Source organism: Clavibacter davisi (genome assembly GCF_052751415.1).
The window spans coordinates 76617-90477 of sequence record NZ_CP199882.1 but is presented as its reverse complement, the minus strand read 5'-3'; the positions used below and the strand labels follow the sequence as shown (position 1 = coordinate 90477).

Here is a 13861-nt window from a genome sequence, read left to right as displayed (position 1 = left end):
ATGGGGAGGGCGGGTCGGGCGCGCCGGGTCAGCCGGCGAGGGTGGAGACGAGCGCCTTCGCGTACGCCGTCATGGAGGCGGGGCCGCCGAACACCCAGATGCCCTCGGGCATGCGGTGCACGTCGCCGGCCTTCACGAACGGGAGCGACTGCCAGACGGCGTTGCCGGCGAGGTTCGACGCGAACGGGTCGTCGCCCTGCGAGGAGTTCGAGTTGTAGAGGAACTGCACGTCGCCGACCTTGGTGAGGCCCTCCACGTCGGTGGATCCGAGGCCGTAGGCGGGGTCGACCTCGCCGGTCCACGCGTTCTCGAGGCCGAGCTCGGCGGTCACGTCGCCGACCAGCGAGCCCTTCCCGAACGGGCGGATGGCGACCTGGCCGGCGTCCACGTACGCGTCCGCGAACAGGAACTTCGAGCCCGCGAGCCCCGCCGCGTCGAGCTTCGCCTTGGCGTCGGTGACGGCCTGGTCGTACGCGCCGATGACCTGCGTCGCCTTGTCCTCGGTGCCGGTCGCCTTCGCGATGAGCTCGAGGTTGTCCTCGCTCTGCTGGATCTGCTTCGTGCCGTCCGCCGACTTCACCTGGAGCACGGGCGCGATGGCCTTGAGCTGGGTGACGGCGTCCGCGGGCAGGTCGTCGGTCGCGACGATGAGGTCGGGCGCGAGCGACGCGATGGTCTCCACGCTCGGCTCGCCGCGCGTGCCGATGTCGGCGGGCTCGTTCACGAGCGGGACGGCGGACGACCAGGCGCCGTAGCCCTTCACGTCGGCGACGCCGACCGGATCCACGCCCAGCGACACGAGGTTCTCCACGACGTTCCACTCGGTGCCGACGACCTTCTTCGCGGGCCCGTCGAGCGTGACCGCGGCACCGGTGCCGTCCGTGAGGGTGATCTCCTGCCCGGCCGGCTTCGCGCCGGTGTCCGTCGACGCCTCCTCCGTGGTGCCGCATGCGGTCAGCGTGAGCGCTGTCGCGGCGGCGAGGGCGGTCATCGCCAGGGTGCGTCGTCTCGTGATCACGGGTGGAGCCTCTCGTTCCTGTGGTGGTGGCGGGCGACCGCGCGGGTGCGCAGGCTGCCCGTCGTCGGGTCCGCGTGGACCTCGACGGGGATGCCGTAGACCTCGGTGAGGAGGTCGGGGGTCAGCACCTCGGTAGGGGTGCCGGTCTTGACGATCCGGCCGTCGGAGAGCAGCGCGACGGTGTCGGCGAGCGCGGCGGCCTGATCGAGGTCGTGGAGGACGACGCCGACGGCGATGCGGCCGTCGTCGGCGAGGTCGCGCACCAGGTCGAGGAGCTCCACCTGGTAGCGGAGGTCGAGGTACGTCGTGGGCTCGTCGAGGAGCAGCACGCCCGTCTCCTGGGCGAGGCAGCTGGCGAGCCAGACGCGCTGGAGCTGGCCGCCGGAGAGCTGGTCGACGCCGCGGTCGGCGAGGGGGACGAGGCCGGTGAGGTCGAGGGCGCGATCCACGGCGGCGCGGCCCTCGGGATCCGCCCCGCCGAACCGGCCGCGGTGCGGGTAGCGGCCGAACTCGACGACGTCGCGCACGCTCAGGCCGCCGGGCGTCGGCCGGCCCTGCGTGAGGAGCGCGACGCGGCGGGCGAAGCGGCGGAGGGAGAGGTCGAGGGCGTCGGTCTCTGTCTCGGCCTCCTCCTCGACCAGCGCGAGGGATCCGGAGCGCGCCGCCTGGAGCCTGGCCATGGTGCGCAGGAGGGTCGACTTGCCGCTGCCGTTGGGGCCGACGAGCACGGTGACGCAGCCGGGCCGGAGCTCCAGGTCGGCGCCGTGCACGACCGCCGTGTCGCCGTACGCGACCGTGATGTCGCGGGCCGCGAGGGCGGATCCCGGCGTCGCCGCGCGCGTCCCCTCCCGCTCCGCCGCGGGCTCGGCGGCGCGCGGGATCGGGACGGTCGAGGCGGCGGAGGTCACGATAGGTGAGGTTAGCCTAACCTCAGCCGTAGCGACAAGCCGTGATGGTCGGGAGCCCGCCGGCACATCGGCCGCACGCCTCCGGGTGGCGGGCGGTCAGCCGAAGCGGGCCATCATCCGCGTCGGATCCGCGAGCGGCACGAACCCGCTCTGCGCGTACAGGTCGTGCGCGTCCGACGTCGAGAGCAGGATCCGGGCGAGGCCGAGCGGCTCCAGGTCGGCGATCACGCCGGACACCAGCATCCGCCCGACGCCCCGGCCGCGGATCTCAGGCGCCACGAACACGTCGCAGAGCCAGGCGAAGGTGACGCCGTCCGTGACCACGCGCGCGTAGGCGACCTGCTCGCCCGTCTCCGTGTCGTGGACGCCGTAGTTGCGCGACCCGTCGATCGCCGCGTCCTGGGTCGCACGGCTACGACCGATCGCCCAGTAGGCCTGCTCGCTCAGCCAGCGGTGGACGCGCGCGCGGTCGATCCTGTCGGTGTCGGACGTGACGGCGAAGCTCGCGGGCATGCTCCGACGCTAGCGACAGGCGTCGGTCGGACGTTGGTCGGATCAGCCGGTCGGGTCGGCCGCGCCGAGCCGGTGCGCGCCGCGCAGCCAGCGGACGAGATCGTCGGGGGTCGCGTCGGCGGCGTCGGGAAGCGGATCCGCACTCGCCAGCGCGTGCGCGATCCCGCCCGGCGCGCTCCCCAGCACCGCATCGAGCAGCGCGTCGCCGCGGAGGCCGGCCTCGCCGAGGAGCGCGACCTCGCGCGCGTGGAGCCCCAGCGGCTGGTCGCCGTTGCCGAGGTCGGTGCCGTAGGCGACGCGGCCGCCGAGCCCCCGGTACCGCCGGGCGTTGTCGAGGGCCGCAGCGAGGTCGGCGCCCTCGTGGATGGCGAGGGTCGAGATCCAGAGCACGTCGCGGGCGGCCGACTCCCGGAGCGCGCGGTCGTCGAGCCGCTCGGTCCACGGCACGTGCACGAGCGCATCGGCCCCCGCGCGGACCGCACGCATCGCCTGCCCTGCGCCCTCGGCGTGCACGGCGGCCCGCAGCCCGGCGGCCTGCGCGGCCTCGATGAGCGCGACCAGCACGTCGTCCGTCAGGAGCGGCCCGCCGTCGTGGAGCACGATCTTGAGCACCCCGGATCCGCCGGCCCTCGCCTCCGCGACCGCCCGGGGCGCGTCCTCCGCGCGGGCCACCTCGCGCACGGCGGCGGCAGGCGCCCACGGCCGATCCGACGGGTAACCCCCGACGGCGGTGTGGAACGGACCCGCATAGTGGACGGCCACGCCGCCGGGAGGGCAGGCGGCGATGCGAGCGATCTCCGCCGGATCCCACCCGAGATCCACCACCGACGTGACGGGCGACGCGGCGAGCGCCGCGTGGTCCACCAGGCCGAGGTGCACGTGCCGGTCGTGGACGCCGTCGCTGATGGCCAGGTCGAGGCGACCGAGCACGGGCTCCCCCGGGTCGGCCAGCGCGACGGCGCCGCCGGAGATCCGCACCGCGACCTCCCGGTGCCGGCGCTCGAGCCGCAGCTCGCGGACGCGCCAGACGCCGTCCGCGGGGGCGGGCCGGCGGGCCGGGCGCGAGGGGGTCATGGGGCGAGCGTAGGCCGCGGCCGCACCGCCTCCCGCGCGCGGCGGCGACGTGCGGGACGGATCCGCGCCCCCGCCGCATGTGCAGGAGCCGACCGGCCGGATCCGCGGGCGCCGTACCCTCGTGCGACCGCCCGTCGATCCGCACCGCGAGGTCCCATGCCGTCCGTCCCGCTCCCGCACGCCGCCCGGCGCCCCGCGCGCCCTGCACGCTCGGGCCCGCCCCGGCCCGCCGCGCCGGATCCGCGACCGGGCCACGCCACGGGAGCCCGCGGATCGTGCTGAGCAGCCCGGACCGCGACGACGACCTCCTCCAGGAGCGCCTCCGCGCGCTGCACGACACGTGGCCGGGCGATCCCGCCGACGACGACCCGCTGCACGACGCGCGTCGGCAGGCCGAGGCCGGAGCGCCGCCGCGCCTCATCGACCTGGTCGCCCCCGTGTGCCGTGCGATCGGCCGCCGCCTCGGGGCCAGCGCCACGGGCCTGCCCCTGCCGCCCGCCGTGACGCCACGCGCCGCGACGCCAGCAGCCGACGACGATGCCGCGGGCACCGAGACCACCGCCGCCCCGTCCGCCTCGGCTCCTGCCGCGGACGCGCGCGACGCCCCCGGCACCGACCTCCCCCGCTGACACCCGCCCCGCCACCCCGTGCCATCCCTGCATCCCGCGTCACCTGCGCATCGCGCACGACCCGCGCATCCCGCACGACCCGCGACGCCGCAGCGCCTCCCACCGCGCGCGCGTCGCTACCGTGTACCCGTGCCCTCCGACCCCGCCCACCGGACCGCTTCCGAGATCGCGCTCCCACCCGCGCCCGCATCAGCGCCCGGGCCCGCGTCGAGGCGCTGCACCGAGGGGCCCCGCGCATGAGGCGCCCGGACGCCGCCCCCACCATCCACGACGTCGCCGCGCGCGCCGGCGTCTCCAAGTCGGTCGTGTCCCGCGCGCTCTCCGGCTCCCCCGGCGTCGCCGCCGCCACGCAGGTGACCGTCCGCGCCGCCGCCGACGAGATCGGCTACGTGCCGAACGCCCACGCGCGCGGCATGTCCGCGCATCGCACGCACACGCTCGGGGTGCTGGTGCGCGACGCGTCCACCCCGTTCTACGGGCACCTGCTCACGGCCCTGCAGCAGCGCGCATCCGAGCGCGGGTACCGCGTCGTCACGGCCACGGGCTTCGGCGCCTTCGACGTGCAGGAGGAGCGCAAGGCCCTCGAGACGCTGGTGTCGCTGCGGGTGGAGGGCCTCGTCGTCTGCAGCGGCGCGCTGCCGGTGGAGGACATCCTGCCCTCGGCCCGCCGGATCCCCACGGTCGTCGCCGGCCGCCCCGAGGTCGACCCGGCGCTCAGCAGCGTCTACTGCGACGAGACCACGGGCGGACACGGCCTCGCCGACCACGTGGCGTCGCTCGGCCACCGCCGGATCGCCGTCGTGACCCTCAGCCCGCGCCTCTCGCTCACCATCTCGGCGCGCACGCACGCGATGCTCGACCGGCTCCGCGCACTGGGCCTCGACGCGGTGCACGTGCGCGCGGACGACCACGCCGACGGCCACCTGGACGGCGCGGACGGCGTCGCCCAGGCGCTCGTGGACGCGGGCGGGATCACGGCCGTCATGGCGCCGAGCGACGTCTGGGCCCTCGCGATCCTCGACGGCCTCGGCCGTCGCGGCGTCACCGCCCCCGACGGCATCTCCGTCACCGGGTACGACGGCCTGCCGCCCTTCACGAGCGAGCTGCTGGGCTTCACGTCGTGGCGCCAGCCGATCCCGGTGATCGGCACGCTCGCGGTCGACGCCGTGGTGGACCGCATCGACGGCACCGTCTCGGGCACCTGCCACACGGCGGTCGACGGCGAGCTGATCCCGGGACGCACGGCGGTCCGCGTCCGCGGCTGATCCGTCGCGGTTCCGCGTCGGGCGTCGCGGTCGACGCCGCGAGAGGGTGGCGCACACCCACGGGATCCGCGGAGGGAGGAGGTGGATGACCGTGCACGACGATCCCGACGCGCTCCGGCCGCCCGCCCCCGTCTTCCATCCCGGCTTCCCCCTCCCGGTCGCCGACTACCGCGCGCTCCGCGACCTCCTCGCCGCCGACGCGACCCTCCCGTCCGAGCTCGTGGTCGCGCACTCGCGCGGCGCCCTCACGGCGCTCGGCGGGCCGACGAGCACGCGCGAGCGCCTCGTGCTGCTGGCGCCGAGCGTGCCGCGGCGGCGCCCCGCGGAACCCCTCCTGCGGGCGGCCTCGCGGGCGACGGCCCGGATCCCCGTGGTCCGCGGCGTCGTCTCCCACGCCCTCCGGCGCGCGGCCTTCCGCCGTAACGGGCTCCGCGCGCCGACGGGAGCGCCGCTGGACCTCGACGCCGTCGCCGACCGTCTCCGCCGCGCACCCGCGCCCGCCCGCGGGCCGAGGTCGATCGTCGTGGTCGTCGCGCGGGCGGACCGCCGATACGACGACCAGCTCCGTCTGGCACGGCATCTCGGCGCGCGCGTCGTCCACGCGCCCGGAGGCCACCTCTTCCCGCTCACGCACCCCGCGGCCACGGCTGCGCTCATCGCCGCTGCCGTCTGACCGCGACCGTCCGAGATCCGGGGTCCGCCTCCGCGGCGCTGGGACCGCGTCACGGCCGGCGTCAGCCGGCCGCCGCACCCGCCGTCCATCCCCCGTTCACCTCGCGGACTTCCCCGCCGACCGCGGATGTGGCACCGTGTCCGTCGCGGTGGGAACGTTCCCATCGCCCGGACCGCACTGCAGGAGGATCCGCATGGACCACGACGACCCGAACGCCTTCGACATCGCCGAACCCGACGTCGCCCCCGCCGCGGCCGGCCGCGTCGACATGCGCCCGTCGCTGCTCCCCCGCGACGACAGCGACCCCTACCGCTACGGGATCTTCCTGCGCCCCGACCCGCGCACCTGCCGCGCCGTCACCGCGGTCACCGACCAGCTCCGCGCGCAGTACGGCCTCGTCTCCGCGGGCGCCTTCCCGCCGCACGCCACCCTCATCGGCAGCCAGCCGTTCGGGCACGGCGAGGCCCGGGTGATCGAGGCCGTCACCGAGCTCCTCGCCGACCGTCCCGCGTTCCCGGTGCACAACGCCGGCGTCCGCGAGCAGGGGTTCGGCTTCGTCTACGACGTCGACGAGCGGCCCGACGGCTCGCAGAACGCCGAGCTCCTGGCCCTCGCGGCCGACATCGACCGCGTCGTCGCCCCGTTCCGCCGACCGATGAACTCGCCCGAGCAGCACACCTTCGACCCCGCGCGCTTCCGCGCCCACCTCTCGCTCGCCTCGCACGACCTCTGCGTGCGCCCGGATCTGCACGACGAGGTCGGCGACTTCATCCGCGGGCTCGAGCAGCCCGTGCCCGAGGGCTTCCTGGGCGACACGGTGATCATGTACCGCACGGCGAGCCCCGACTGGTCGGGCCGCTGGTGGACGACGCTCACCTGGGAGCACGTGCGCACCTGGACCCTCGGCGGCACGGCGCGCTGATCCGGCGCCCTCCGCTGTCCCCGCGGCGCACCGCGGAGGCGCCGGTGCCCCCGATCGGCCTCGCGACGCGCGAGGATGGACGGGAGGCACGAGGGGGATCCATGCGCACGACCGTCTACACCAGCACCGCCACGCGGGACCTGACCGACGACGACCTGGCGGAGCTCCTGCGCCAGTGCGTCCGCAACAACGAGCGGTCCGGGCTCACCGGCATGCTCCTGCACCGGGACGGCCGCTTCATGCAGGTGCTCGAGGGGCCCGACGACGCGGTGCGGGACGTGTTCTCCGTCATCGCCGCCGACACCCGGCACTCCGAGGTCCGCCTGCTGCTCGACGAGCCCATCGCCGAGCGGGCCTTCCCGGCCTGGAAGATGGCGTTCCGCACGGTCGACGACGCGATGGTCGCCCGCCTCGAGGGCTACGACGACTTCCTCGACCGCCCGGCGGAGGCGGCCGCCCGCCCCGACGCGCCGTCGCGGGCCCGCTGGCTCCTGGAGTGGTTCCGCTCGCACCCGGTCTGATCCTGCTCGCCGCGTGCGGCATGACGCTCACGCGGCTCAACGCGATCCTCGGAGTCAGCCAGGCGAACCTGTCGGTTCTGAAGGACGACCGGGCGCGGGCGGTGCGCTACTCCACGATCGTGGCGGTGTGCCGCGCGCTCGAGTGCGAGATCGGCGAGCTGCTGGTGCTGGATCCGCCGTCGTCGTGATGCGCGCAGCGGCGGCAGGTGCGTCAGCCGTGCAGCGCCGCCAGCGCCTTCTGCACCCGGCGGGCGCGGGTCTCCTCCGTCTTCGCCTCGCCGATCGGATCCACGAGCGCCCGCTGCCGGCTCGACGACAGGGCGGCGAACGCCTCGGCCAGGGCGGGCTCCGCGGCGAGGGCGGCGGCGACCTCCTCGGGGAGCACGGCCTCGCGCGGCACGGCGTCGAGCTCGATCGTGACCTCGACCTCGTCGTCGGCGGCGATCCCCGAGGCGGCGCGATGCGCGGCGCTCAGCGGCAGCAGGTGCTGCCCGCCCATGGTGCCGACGGTCGTGCGGTAGGAGTACCCCGCGACGGTCACGACCACGGCCGGCCGCTTCCCGGCGCCCAGCTCCTCGAGCGCCTCGGGCGGCACGGGCAGCCCCGTCGCGTTCACGCGGGCCTGCAGGACGCGTGTGCGGAAGGTGGGCATGGCGGTTCCTCGGTGAGCGGGCGGCGCGGCGCGGCTCGCCGGCTATGGCCCCGAGGATAGGACCTGAGGATCCGCCCGCGTCGAGACGGCGACCGTGAACTTCGCGTTCCGTCCCGCCTCGCGGGTCGGCCCGACGAGCCGCGTGAGCTGCGGCCGGTAGCCGAGCGGGCTGTTGTAGACGGTCCAGAGCTCGCCGCCCGGGCGCAGCATGCGGGCGGCGGACCGGAAGAGGCGCTCGGCGAGGCCGGCGTGCACGGTCGCGCCCGTGTGGAACGGCGGGTTGAGGAGCACGAGGTCGGCGGATCCGTCGGGCACGGTCGATCCCGCGTCGTCGCGCACCACGGTCACCCGCTCCCCCAGCCCGTTCGCGGCGACGGTGGCGCGGGCCGACGCGACGGCGGCCCACGACTGGTCCGTCGCGATCACGCGCAGGTCCGGCCGGGCGAGCGCGACCGCCGAAGCGAGGACGCCGGTGCCGCAGCCGAGGTCGACCGCGGTGCGCGCGTCGGGCAGGAGGTCCGGCAGGAAGGACAGGAGGAAGCGCGTGCCGATGTCGATGCGCGCACCCGCGAAGGCGGCGCCGTGCGCGCGCACCTCGAGGCCGAGGTCGGGGTGCGACTCGCGGCGCGGGAAGGCGTCGGCCGCGGCGTCGCGCATCGGGCCGCGCGCCACGAGCACGCGCGACTTCTGCCGGGCGAGCGTCGCGTGCACGTCGCCGAAGCGCCGGCGGAGCACGTCGGTCATCGCGAGCGCCATGTGCTTGATCCGCCCGCCCGCGAGCACGGTGACGTCGTCCGCCGCCGTGCGCACGACCGCACCGGCCCACTCGTCGAGCGCGTCGAGGCTGCGCGGCAGGCGGGCGACGACGACCCGTGCGCCGGCCGCGAGGGCGTCGTCGAGCCCGTGGTGCGCGAACGCGGCCGTCTCGCCGAGGTCGCGGGCGTTGAGGTCGAGCGCCGTCTCGGAGACGAGGGCGTCCTGGTGCACGCGGATCCGCATCGGATCCGCCGCCCCGGCCCGCCGGAGCGCCGCGGCGGCCCCGAGCGCCAGGGCGCCGTACTGGTCGCCGATCACCACGACCTCGTCGGCCGCGAGGGGCCGACCGGCCGCGGCCGCGTCGGCGAGGAGCGCCAGCAGCTCGTCGAGGAGCAGGCGATCCGCGGCGTCGGCCGCGAAGAGGTTCTCGGCCTCGACGTCGGGCCGGCGCCGGAGCGCGCCCAGGTCGAGGAGGTCGTCGGCGGCGGTCGCCGCCGATCCCGTGGCGTCGGTCACCGCGCGTCGCGCCCGCCGGCGTCCCGGTCGTCGCCGGGGCGGGCCAGCGCCGCGCGGTACAGCACGACCTCGGTCTGCCGCGAGGGGCGCACGCCCGCGCGCAGCGACACCACGTCGCCGTCGCCGCGGGCCGCGAACACGCGGCGGCCGGGCCGGGAGAGCAGCTCGTCCGCGAGCGCGGACTCGAGCTGGCGCACGCGGCCGCGGAGCTCGGACACCTGGTTCTCCAGCTCGAGGATCCGGGCGATCCCCTCCAGGCTCACGCCCTCCGCGCCCAGCCGGGCGACCTCCCGCAGCTGCACGATGTCGCGCATCGAGTAGCGGCGGCTTCTCCCGGCCGTGCGGGTGGGCGACACGAGCCCGAGGCGGTCGTACTGCCGGAGCGTCTGCGGGTGCATGCCCGAGAGCTCCGCGGCCACGGAGATCACGAAGACGGGGGCGTCCTCGTCCATCGCGTCGCGGGGATCCACGTCAGCTCCTGGCCCGCTCGATGAGGTCGGCGCGCGGGTCCTCGACGGGACCCGAGCTGGCGAACGCGTCGAGCGCCACGCGCTGCGCGTCGGTGAGGCGCGACGGCACCGCGACCTCGATGCGCGCGAGCAGGTCGCCCGTGCCCTTCGCGGTCGTGACGCCGCGGCCCTTGACCCGCAGCACCTTGCCGCTGGACGTGCCGGGCGTGACCTTGAGCCGCACCGGGTCGCCCCCGAGCGTCGGCACCTCGATGGTCGCGCCGAGCGCGGCCTCGGGGAACGTCACGGGCACGTTGACCCGCAGGTTCAGCCCGTCGCGCTCGAACACGGGGTGCGGTCGCACGTGGACCGTGAGGATGATGTCGCCCGCCGCGCCGCCGTCGCCCGACGGCTCGCCCTTGCCGGCGAGCCGGATCTTCTGCCCGTCGGTGACCCCGGCCGGCACGCGCACCGTGAGGGGGCGGCCGTCGGAGTCCTGCAGGCGCACGACGTCGCCCTGCACGGCGGTGAGGAAGTCGATCGTGGTGGACGCCGTCACGTCGCGGCCCTTGGTGGGTGCGCCGTAGCCGCGGTAGCCGCCGGTCGACTGGCCGAAGCCGCCGTTGCCGAACATGCCGCCGAGGATGTCCTCGAACCCGCCCTGGCTGTACTGCGGCTGGCCGGATCCGAACCCGGCCGCACGACGCCCGCGGCCGCCGGCCTGCTGGCCGAACATGCCGCCGAACACGTCCTCGAAGCCGCCGCCCTGCGCACCGGCGCCGGGCGCGCTGAAGCGAGCGCCGGATCCCATCGCGCGCATCTGGTCGTACTCGCGGCGCTGCTCCTTGTCGGACAGCACGGCGTTGGCCTCGCTGATCTCCTTGAAGCGCGCCTCGGCCGACGGATCCGGGTTGCTGTCCGGGTGGTACTGCCGCGCGAGCTTGCGGTAGGCCTTCTTCAGGTCGGCCTCCGAGACGTCCTTGGACACTCCGAGGACCTTGTAGAAGTCCTTGTCGAACCAGTCCTGGCTGGCCATCAGACGCCTCCCTTCTTCTTCTCGTGGTGGGGGCCGCACGACCCGGTCCGGGCGCCCGCGCGTGCGGACGCCCGGACCGGGGTGGGTGCAGCCGGATCGATGCTGCGGTTGATGGCGCTACTCCGGCTTGTCGACGACGACCTTCGCGGCCCGCAGCAGCGTCTCGCCGATGTAGTAGCCACTCTCGACGACGTCCGCCACGGTGTCCACCTGGACCTCGGGGTTCGGCTTCTGGAAGATCGCCTCGTGCACCTGCGGGTCGAAGGCGTCGCCCACGGCGCCGACCTTCACCAGCCCGATGCGCTCCACGTTCGTCCGCAGCTTGGCGACGATCGCGGTGAGCGGTCCGCCCTCCGCGAGGTCGCCGTGCTTCTCGGCGCGGTCGAGGTCGTCGAGCACCGGGAGGATGCCCTTCACCACGTCGCCGACCGCGCGCTGGCGCTCGATCTCGCGGTTCGCCTCGGTGCGCTTGCGGTAGTTGGCGTACTCGGCGGTGACGCGCTTCAGGTCCGCGAGGTGCTCGGAGTCGCCCTCGACGGGCTCGTTCCGGGTCTGCTCGATGAGGTCCTGGAGCTCCTCGTCCATGGCGTCGGTCGTCTCGACGTCGGGGCCCTCGGCCTCGACGAACGCGCCGTCCACGCCGGGGACGGAGGCCGCGTCGGCCGCCTGATCCGCCGTGGCGTCAGGCCCGGCCGGGGCCGCGGGGGCCGACTGCTCGGCCCCCTCGTCCTCGGGCGTGGCGTCCTCGGGCACGCGACCCTCGCCGTTCGCGGTGTCCTCGGTCATCGGTCGGTCTTCTTGTCCTGCTCGTCCTCGTCCACGACCTCGGCGTCGACGATGTCCTCGTCGTCCTTCTTCGCCTCGGGCGCGCCCTCGGGGGTCTGGCCCGCGGCCTGCTCCTGCTGGCCCTGCGCGTAGATGGCCTCGCCGAGCTTGGTCTGGCTCGCGGAGAGCTTGTCGAACGCGGTCTTGACCGCGGCCTCGTCGTCGCCCGCGAGGGCGCTCTTCAGGCCGTCGACGTCGCCCTGGACCTCGGACTTGACGTCCTCGGGGAGCTTGTCGTCGTTCTCCTTGATGAGCTTGTCGATCGAGTAGGCGAGCTGCTCCGCGTTGTTGCGGACCTCGGCCTGCTCGCGGCGCGTCTTGTCCTCCGCCGCGTGCTCCTCGGCCTCGCGCACCATGCGCTCGATGTCCTCCTTCGCGAGCGAGGATCCGCCCGTGATGGTCATCGACTGCTCCTTGCCGGTGCCCTTGTCCTTGGCGGACACGTGCACGATGCCGTTGGCGTCGATGTCGAAGGTGACCTCGACCTGCGGGATCCCGCGGGGCGCCGGCGCGATGCCGGTGAGCTCGAAGGTGCCGAGGTTCTTGTTGTCGCGGGTGAACTCGCGCTCGCCCTGGAAGACCTGGATGGCCACGGACGGCTGGTTGTCGTCGGCCGTGGTGAAGGTCTCGCTGCGCTTGGTGGGGATGGCCGTGTTGCGCTCGATGAGCTTGGTCATGATGCCGCCCTTGGTCTCGATGCCGAGGCTCAGGGGGGTGACGTCGATGAGCAGGACGTCCTTGCGCTCGCCCTTCAGCACGCCGGCCTGGAGCGCGGCGCCGACGGCGACGACCTCGTCCGGGTTGACGCCCTTGTTGGGCTCCTTGCCGCCCGTGAGCTTCTTCACGAGGTCGACGACGGCGGGCATGCGGGTGGATCCGCCGACGAGGACCACGTGGGCCACGTCGCCGACCGAGACGCCGGCCTCGCGGATGACGTCCTCGAAGGGCTTGCGGGTGCGCTCGAGCAGGTCGTTCGTGAGCTCCTCGAACTTGGCTCGGGTGAGCGTCTCGTCGAGATTGGCCGGGCCGTTCTCCGTGAGGGAGAGGTACGGCAGCTGGATGCTCGTGCTGGTGGAAGAGCTGAGCTCCTTCTTCGCCTGCTCCGCGGCCTCCTTGAGGCGCTGCTTGGCGATCTTGTCGTTCGAGACGTCGACGCCCGTCGACTCCTTGAAGCGCTTGACGAGGTGGTCGACGATGCGCTGGTCCCAGTCGTCGCCGCCGAGGCGGTTGTCGCCCGCGGTGGAGCGGACCTGGATGGTGCTGAAGTCGTCGTCCTTGCCCACCTCGAGGAGCGAGACGTCGAACGTGCCGCCGCCGAGGTCGAAGACGAGGATGAGCTCGTCCTCCTTGCCCCGGTCGAGGCCGTAGGCGAGGGCCGCCGCGGTGGGCTCGTTGATGATGCGGAGCACGTTGAGGCCCGCGATCTCGCCGGCCTCCTTCGTGGCCTGGCGCTCGGCGTCGTTGAAGTACGCGGGGACGGTGATGACCGCGTCGGTCACCGAATCGCCCAGGTACTGCTCGGCGTCGCGCTTGAGCTTGCCGAGGATGCGGGCGGACAGCTCCTGCGACGTGTACTTCTTGTCGTCGATGCCGACGGTCCAGTCGGTGCCCATGTGGCGCTTGACCGACGAGATGGTGCGGTCGACGTTGGTGACGTTCTGGCGCTTGGCGGTCTCGCCGACCAGCACCTCGCCGTCCTTGGTGAACGCGACGACGGACGGCGTGGTGCGCGCGCCCTCGGCGTTGGCGATGACGGTGGGCTCCCCGCCCTCCAGGACCGAGACCACCGAGTTGGTGGTACCCAGGTCGATTCCTACTGCACGAGCCATGGGGTGTTCTCCTTCTGTTGCCGCGGCGCCCGGATCACGGGGTCGCTTCGTGGGTGACGCGGGTGTCCCGCGGAGTCTCGCTCGCGGTGCCGCTTCGTCAGCGGCGTGCTACTTGAGCCGCGATGACTCAACTCTACCGGAGCCCCGGCCGGCGTCAAGTCGGATCCGCCGAACCTGAGCGCAGGCGGCTCAACTCCCAGGAGGGGGCGGATCAGGTCACGTTCGCATCACGGACCCATCGAGTTCGGGAGGGGTGCCGAATGCCCTGTCGACTC

Annotated in this window: 16 protein-coding genes; 6 read left to right on the top strand and 10 right to left on the bottom strand. The window is 74.5% G+C overall.

Going from position 1 to position 13861, the window contains the following annotated elements:
• Nucleotides 1-28: 28 nt before the first annotated feature.
• From ACU4ZT_RS00430 to ACU4ZT_RS00415, 4 genes are all read right to left on the bottom strand, one after another.
• Nucleotides 29-1018, bottom strand: coding sequence for an iron-siderophore ABC transporter substrate-binding protein (locus ACU4ZT_RS00430; protein ID WP_081235061.1), 990 nt, complete (start codon nt 1016-1018; stop codon nt 29-31).
• Entirely contained in the window at nt 1015-1926 is a 912-nt protein-coding gene (locus ACU4ZT_RS00425; protein ID WP_414763493.1) for an ABC transporter ATP-binding protein, read from the bottom strand. The genes ACU4ZT_RS00430 and ACU4ZT_RS00425 overlap by 4 nt, the downstream gene beginning before the upstream one ends.
• A gap of 96 nt (nt 1927-2022) precedes the next feature.
• On the bottom strand, nt 2023-2439 hold the full coding sequence (locus tag ACU4ZT_RS00420; protein WP_063072101.1) for a GNAT family N-acetyltransferase: 417 nt from the start codon (nt 2437-2439) through the stop codon (nt 2023-2025).
• A 42-nt stretch (nt 2440-2481) separates the two neighbouring features.
• Nucleotides 2482-3513 carry an amidohydrolase family protein gene (locus tag ACU4ZT_RS00415; RefSeq protein WP_445337576.1) on the bottom strand — a complete coding sequence of 344 codons (1032 nt, stop codon included), beginning with the start codon at nt 3511-3513 and terminating at the stop codon, nt 2482-2484.
• Nucleotides 3514-3788: 275 nt separating this feature from the next.
• Between ACU4ZT_RS00415 and ACU4ZT_RS00410 the strand changes: the two genes are divergently transcribed.
• From ACU4ZT_RS00410 to ACU4ZT_RS00385, 6 genes are all read left to right on the top strand, one after another.
• Nucleotides 3789-4142, top strand: a complete 354-nt coding sequence (locus ACU4ZT_RS00410; RefSeq protein WP_270980898.1) for a hypothetical protein — start codon at nt 3789-3791, stop codon at nt 4140-4142.
• Nucleotides 4143-4378: 236 nt separating this feature from the next.
• Nucleotides 4379-5407: a LacI family DNA-binding transcriptional regulator gene (locus ACU4ZT_RS00405; RefSeq protein ID WP_063072102.1), complete on the top strand. Its 1029-nt coding sequence runs from the start codon at nt 4379-4381 to the stop codon at nt 5405-5407.
• Between the two features lie 85 nt (nt 5408-5492).
• Nucleotides 5493-6080 (top strand): alpha/beta hydrolase, encoded by a 588-nt coding sequence (locus tag ACU4ZT_RS00400; RefSeq protein WP_270980899.1) that lies wholly within the window; start codon nt 5493-5495, stop codon nt 6078-6080.
• A 193-nt stretch (nt 6081-6273) separates the two neighbouring features.
• Nucleotides 6274-7002 (top strand): heme utilization protein, encoded by a 729-nt coding sequence (locus ACU4ZT_RS00395; RefSeq protein WP_445337575.1) that lies wholly within the window; start codon nt 6274-6276, stop codon nt 7000-7002.
• A gap of 101 nt (nt 7003-7103) precedes the next feature.
• On the top strand, nt 7104-7523 hold the full coding sequence (locus ACU4ZT_RS00390; protein WP_063072105.1) for a BLUF domain-containing protein: 420 nt from the start codon (nt 7104-7106) through the stop codon (nt 7521-7523).
• A complete protein-coding gene (locus tag ACU4ZT_RS00385; RefSeq protein WP_445337574.1) occupies nt 7499-7711 on the top strand; it encodes a helix-turn-helix domain-containing protein in 213 nt (70 codons plus the stop codon). Before ACU4ZT_RS00390 ends, ACU4ZT_RS00385 begins: the two co-directional genes overlap by 25 nt.
• A gap of 23 nt (nt 7712-7734) precedes the next feature.
• On the opposite strand, the gene ACU4ZT_RS00380 is transcribed toward ACU4ZT_RS00385, so the two are convergent.
• The 6 genes from ACU4ZT_RS00380 to dnaK all read right to left on the bottom strand — a co-directional run bounded on the left by ACU4ZT_RS00380 (nt 7735) and on the right by dnaK (nt 13586).
• On the bottom strand, nt 7735-8175 hold the full coding sequence (locus ACU4ZT_RS00380; protein ID WP_414763818.1) for a DUF1905 domain-containing protein: 441 nt from the start codon (nt 8173-8175) through the stop codon (nt 7735-7737).
• Between the two features lie 42 nt (nt 8176-8217).
• Nucleotides 8218-9447 (bottom strand): class I SAM-dependent methyltransferase, encoded by a 1230-nt coding sequence (locus ACU4ZT_RS00375; RefSeq protein WP_445971903.1) that lies wholly within the window; start codon nt 9445-9447, stop codon nt 8218-8220.
• Complete coding sequence (locus tag ACU4ZT_RS00370) at nt 9444-9899, bottom strand: heat shock protein transcriptional repressor HspR (protein ID WP_063072114.1); 456 nt, start codon at nt 9897-9899, stop codon at nt 9444-9446. Before ACU4ZT_RS00370 ends, ACU4ZT_RS00375 begins: the two co-directional genes overlap by 4 nt.
• Before the next feature lie 19 nt (nt 9900-9918).
• Complete coding sequence (locus ACU4ZT_RS00365) at nt 9919-10932, bottom strand: DnaJ C-terminal domain-containing protein (RefSeq protein ID WP_063072108.1); 1014 nt, start codon at nt 10930-10932, stop codon at nt 9919-9921.
• Between the two features lie 117 nt (nt 10933-11049).
• Nucleotides 11050-11718 (bottom strand): nucleotide exchange factor GrpE, encoded by a 669-nt coding sequence (locus tag ACU4ZT_RS00360; RefSeq protein WP_414763489.1) that lies wholly within the window; start codon nt 11716-11718, stop codon nt 11050-11052.
• Entirely contained in the window at nt 11715-13586 is a 1872-nt protein-coding gene (gene dnaK / locus ACU4ZT_RS00355; RefSeq protein WP_063072110.1) for a molecular chaperone DnaK, read from the bottom strand. The genes ACU4ZT_RS00360 and dnaK overlap by 4 nt, the downstream gene beginning before the upstream one ends.
• Nucleotides 13587-13861 lie beyond the last annotated feature (275 nt).

Excerpts from the sequence above, each read along its gene's own strand:
- ACU4ZT_RS00400 (WP_270980899.1), top strand. The coding sequence starts at position 5,493 with ATGACCGTGCACGACGATCCCGACGCGCTCCGGCCGCCCGCCCCCGTC.
- ACU4ZT_RS00380 (WP_414763818.1), bottom strand. The coding sequence starts at position 8,175 with ATGCCCACCTTCCGCACACGCGTCCTGCAGGCCCGCGTGAACGCGACG.
- ACU4ZT_RS00405 (WP_063072102.1), top strand. The coding sequence starts at position 4,379 with ATGAGGCGCCCGGACGCCGCCCCCACCATCCACGACGTCGCCGCGCGC.
- ACU4ZT_RS00370 (WP_063072114.1), bottom strand. The coding sequence starts at position 9,899 with ATGGACGAGGACGCCCCCGTCTTCGTGATCTCCGTGGCCGCGGAGCTC.
- ACU4ZT_RS00420 (WP_063072101.1), bottom strand. The coding sequence starts at position 2,439 with ATGCCCGCGAGCTTCGCCGTCACGTCCGACACCGACAGGATCGACCGC.
- ACU4ZT_RS00395 (WP_445337575.1), top strand. The coding sequence starts at position 6,274 with ATGGACCACGACGACCCGAACGCCTTCGACATCGCCGAACCCGACGTC.
- dnaK (WP_063072110.1), bottom strand. The coding sequence starts at position 13,586 with ATGGCTCGTGCAGTAGGAATCGACCTGGGTACCACCAACTCGGTGGTC.
- ACU4ZT_RS00390 (WP_063072105.1), top strand. The coding sequence starts at position 7,104 with ATGCGCACGACCGTCTACACCAGCACCGCCACGCGGGACCTGACCGAC.
- ACU4ZT_RS00360 (WP_414763489.1), bottom strand. The coding sequence starts at position 11,718 with ATGACCGAGGACACCGCGAACGGCGAGGGTCGCGTGCCCGAGGACGCC.
- ACU4ZT_RS00365 (WP_063072108.1), bottom strand. The coding sequence starts at position 10,932 with ATGGCCAGCCAGGACTGGTTCGACAAGGACTTCTACAAGGTCCTCGGA.
- ACU4ZT_RS00415 (WP_445337576.1), bottom strand. The coding sequence starts at position 3,513 with ATGACCCCCTCGCGCCCGGCCCGCCGGCCCGCCCCCGCGGACGGCGTC.